A 3839-nucleotide genomic window follows, 5' to 3' on the forward strand; every position below is an offset into this window, starting at 1 on the left:
CCGAGGGCCGTGCCGACGACCACGTCGAAGGCGATCCAAACGCCCCACGGATAACCGTTGGAGAGATTGGTCACTGCGCCGATGCCGAAGAGAAACCGCCAGATCGCCACCGCGGCGCCGATGCCGGCGACGAGCAGGAGCCAGCGGAACTGACGGGTGAAGAGCGGGCCGGGGACCGGCGAGTGGACCGGCTCGTGGACCGCAGCGTGGGCGTTCACAGTTGGCCTCCCTCGTTGCCCGAGTCATCCTGGTTGGCGCGGCGATTGCGGAACATCACGCCGGCGAGCACGGCGTAGGCCGCGACCGGCGCGATGAAGCCCTTGTAGAGGCCCTCCTGGATCGAATAGGCCGTCCGTGGCACGCCCTCCGTGCCGAGCGCAGGCAGTCCGAGCTTCTCGAACGGCACGTGCGACAGGTAGAGAACCTGCGTGCCACCGCCTTCGAACTCGCCGTAGACGCGGTCCTCGAAGTACTTGCCCGGCTCGGCTTCGATGCGGCGCTTGGCCTCCTGCAAGAGCTCCGTGCGCTTGCCGTAGATCACCGCTTCACGCGGGCAGACTTCGCAGCAGGCCGGGCCGTGGCCCTGGGGATAGCGGCTGTAGCCGTCCTGGTCGGTGAGCGCCGCCCCTTCGATGCGGTGGCGGCAGAGCTCGCACTTGACGACATTGGGCAGCGCCTTGTCGAACTCGAACTTCGGCACGTTGAACGGGCAGGCCATCTGGCAGTAGCGGCAGCCGACGCAGTAGAACGGGTCCCATTCGACGACCCCGGTGACCTCGTTCTTGTGAAAGGCGTGCAGCATGCAGGCGGCGGCGCAGGCCGGATCGACGCAGTGCATGCACTGCGCCTTCATGTAGGAGACGCGGTCGCCTTCCTGGTAGAGCTTGATGACGTTCTTGGTCTTGCCGTTCAGGTCCTGCGGCATCTGCCAGAGGCCCTCGGCGCCGGTGTCGGGCTCGAGGTTGTTCGCTTCGCGGCAGGCGACGACACAAGCTTTGCAGCCGATGCAGACGGTGGTGTCGTACAGCATGCCCATCGCTTCGGGCAGCGGCTCGATCTTCTGCGCGGCTTGGGCCGGAGCACCGCAGGTAGCGGCAGCGGCGGAGCCGGCAGCGAGGACCTTCAGGAGACTGCGACGATCGGTGGTAGGCGCCATGGTCGGCCTCCTGTCAGTTCTTCGGCTTCGGTTCGTCGTCGCCGAGCTTCTTGGCGGCCATCCAGGCGGCGCCGACCACTGCGCCACCCACCAAACCCGCGACACCGGTCGCTATCGGGCTCACGCCGCCCTGCGGCGCATGGATCGGCGGATAGGTGTCCGGCGGCGTCGGCCGGTCGATCGGCACCGTGTCGTGCAGCGGCACGCGGAAAGCAAGCGCCTGTTCGGTGCAGCCGAAGCAGGGGTGCCCCAGTCCGATCGGCCAGGCTCCGACGACCTCGTTGAAGTGATTGACCGAGCAGTTGGCGTGCGTCGCCGGTCCCTTGCAGCCGAGGCGGTAGAGGCACCAGCCCTCGCGGTGCCCGGCGTCGCCGTACTCGAGGGCGAAACGGCCGGCGTCGAAATGAGCCCGGCGCGGGCAGTGCTCGTGGATGGTCTGGCCGTAGGCGAACTTCGGCCGGTTGAGCTCGTCGAGGGCCGGCAGCGTGCCGAGGGTGGCGTACTGCAGCACGGTGCCGAGGAGGTTGTAGGGGTTGGCCGGGCAGCCCGGGATCGAAACCACGGTCTTGCCCTTGAGGATCTCGTGCGCGCCCACGGCGCCGGTCGGATTCGGGTCGGCGGAGGGAATGCCGCCCCAGGAGGCGCAGGAACCGATCGCGATGATCGCCCCGGCTTTCTCCGCGGTCTCGTTCAGCATCTCGATCGCCGTCTGGCCGCCGATCTTGCAGTAGATGCCGCCGTCCTTGGTCGGGATCGCCCCTTCGACGATCAGCACGTACTTGCCGGCGTTGGCCTCCATCGCGGCGTGGCGGCACTCCTCGGCGAGCTTGCCGGAGGGCACCAGGAGGGTCTCGTGGTAGTCGAGCGAGATCAGGTCGAGGATGAGCTCGTCGAGTGCCGGCGCCGTCGTGCGCAGCAGGGACTCCGTGCAGCCGGTGCACTCCTGGAAGTGCAGCCAGATCACCGAAGGCTTCTTGCCCAGGACCGCTGCCTCGGCGAACTGCTCCGCCACACTGAGCGGCAGGCCGACCGCCGCCGCCGCGAGCGTGCAGAACTTGAGGAAATCCCGCCGGCGCAGTTCGCGATCGAGCAGGCCCAACGACGCATGGGACGAGGGGGTTTCGGACAGCATTTTCGCCTCCCTGGCAGGTTCGCGCCGACGGGTTGGGAGCCGGAGCGGGGGATCGTTCCGCTTTCTATCGGCTATGGGTATGACGCAGAACCCCCACGAGGGTGGGTGCTCGTTCGCGATCGGGCGGCCGGCGGGTGGGCGACGACCCCTCCGGGCGGGTAGGCGGTTCCGGGCCGCCCTCGCTTAGCGTCAGCTTCACCATGCACGAGTACTCTCTGATCCGTGCCCTGCTCGACCGCGTCGACGTCTCGGTGCGGGAGCACGGGGCGACCTCGGTCGCCGCCCTGAAGGTGCAGATCGGCGAGGTCGCGGGCGTCGAGATGGAGCTCCTGGCCTCCGCCTTCGAGCTCGCGAAGGCCGGCACCTGCTGCGCCACCGCCGGGCTCGAGCTCGTCCGGGTCGAGGCGCGCTGGGAATGCACCGGCTGTAGAGTCGAAGCGCCGCGTGGCGGCGTCCTCAGGTGTCCCGCCTGCGGCGGCCCGGTGCGGCTCGCCGCCGGCGACGAGATCGTGCTCGAACGGATCGAGATGGAGGTTCCCTGACCATGTGCGACGACTGCGGCTGTGGCGACACCGACAAGGTATCCGTAGAGATTCACGAGAGTCTCCTGGCCGGGAACGCCTCCCAGGCGGCGCACAATCGCGAGCACTTCGCTGCCCGCGGCATGCTGGCGCTCAACCTGATGGGCTCGCCGGGCTCCGGCAAGACGGCGCTCCTCGAAGCGACCGCGCGGGCGCTGGCCGCGGCACCAGGGGGCGGCTCGTCACACCACCTTGCGGCGCTCTCGGGCGACCTCGCGACCGACCACGACGGCGCCCGCCTGCGCGCGGCTGGCATTCCCGCCGCCACCATCACCACCGGCTCGGCCTGCCATCTCGACGCCAAACTCGTCCATCAGGCCCTTCACCACCTCGACCTCGGCGACGCCGACACGCTGGTGATCGAGAACGTCGGCAACCTCGTCTGCCCGGCGATCTACGACCTGGGGGAGGCGGCGGCGGTCGTGGCGCTGTCGGTGACCGAGGGCGAGGACAAGCCGCTCAAGTACCCGACGATGTTCCACGGCGCCGATCTGGTGCTGCTGACCAAGGTCGACCTCCTGCCGCATCTGCTCGGCTTTCGCATGGACGTGCTCGAAGACGCCCTCGCCCGGACGATGCCGCGGCTCAAGGTGATCCGGGTTTCGGCGCTCACCGGCGAAGGCTTGCCGGAGTGGATCGCCTGGCTCGAAACGCAACGCGCGCAGCTGGTGGCGGGTGCCCACGCCCACCACGCCGGGCCGCACGCCCACACGCACGCCCACTGAGCACCGCCTTCGCGCTCCGCAGGCGCGCGCGACGCGTTACCGGTGTGTTAGCCTCGCGGCGGAAAATCTGCACCGGAAAAGAGACGATTGGCGGCTGAAACCCTCCCGTTCCGCTACCTCGCGGTCGACGGCCCCATCGGGGTCGGCAAGACCGTATTGGTCGACAAGCTGGTCCGCCGTTTCGAGGCCGTCAAGGTTCTCGAGGACGTCGAGAACCCGTTCCTGCCCGACTTCTATCGCGATCG

Annotated in this window: 6 protein-coding genes; 3 read left to right on the top strand and 3 right to left on the bottom strand. The window is 68.7% G+C overall.

Annotation, left to right across the window (positions count from 1 at the left end; translation table 11 throughout):
• The 3 genes from KBI44_21550 to KBI44_21560 form a co-directional block, all read right to left on the bottom strand.
• The coding region (locus tag KBI44_21550) for a Ni/Fe-hydrogenase cytochrome b subunit (protein MBP9147072.1) at positions 1–218 on the bottom strand (218 nt) is incomplete at its 3' end.
• Positions 215–1156: a hydrogenase 2 operon protein HybA gene (gene hybA, locus KBI44_21555; protein MBP9147073.1), complete on the bottom strand. Its 942-nt coding sequence runs from the start codon at positions 1154–1156 to the stop codon at positions 215–217. The genes hybA and KBI44_21550, both read right to left, overlap by 4 nt.
• A 13-nt stretch (positions 1157–1169) precedes the next feature.
• Positions 1170–2288, bottom strand: coding sequence for a hydrogenase small subunit (locus KBI44_21560; GenBank protein ID MBP9147074.1), 1119 nt, complete (start codon positions 2286–2288; stop codon positions 1170–1172).
• 200 nt (positions 2289–2488) lie between these two features.
• On the opposite strand from KBI44_21560, the gene KBI44_21565 reads away from it, so the two are divergent.
• From KBI44_21565 to KBI44_21575, 3 genes are all read left to right on the top strand, one after another.
• Positions 2489–2830: a hydrogenase maturation nickel metallochaperone HypA gene (locus KBI44_21565; protein ID MBP9147075.1), complete on the top strand. Its 342-nt coding sequence runs from the start codon at positions 2489–2491 to the stop codon at positions 2828–2830.
• 2 nt (positions 2831–2832) lie between these two features.
• Positions 2833–3594 carry a hydrogenase nickel incorporation protein HypB gene (gene hypB, locus KBI44_21570; GenBank protein ID MBP9147076.1) on the top strand — a complete coding sequence of 254 codons (762 nt, stop codon included), beginning with the start codon at positions 2833–2835 and terminating at the stop codon, positions 3592–3594.
• 87 nt (positions 3595–3681) lie between these two features.
• A partial coding sequence (locus KBI44_21575; GenBank protein MBP9147077.1) for a deoxynucleoside kinase occupies positions 3682–3839 on the top strand: 158 nt, incomplete at its 3' end.

Source organism: Thermoanaerobaculia bacterium, from assembly GCA_018057705.1.
Lineage (GTDB): Bacteria > Acidobacteriota > Thermoanaerobaculia > Multivoradales > JAGPDF01 > JAGPDF01.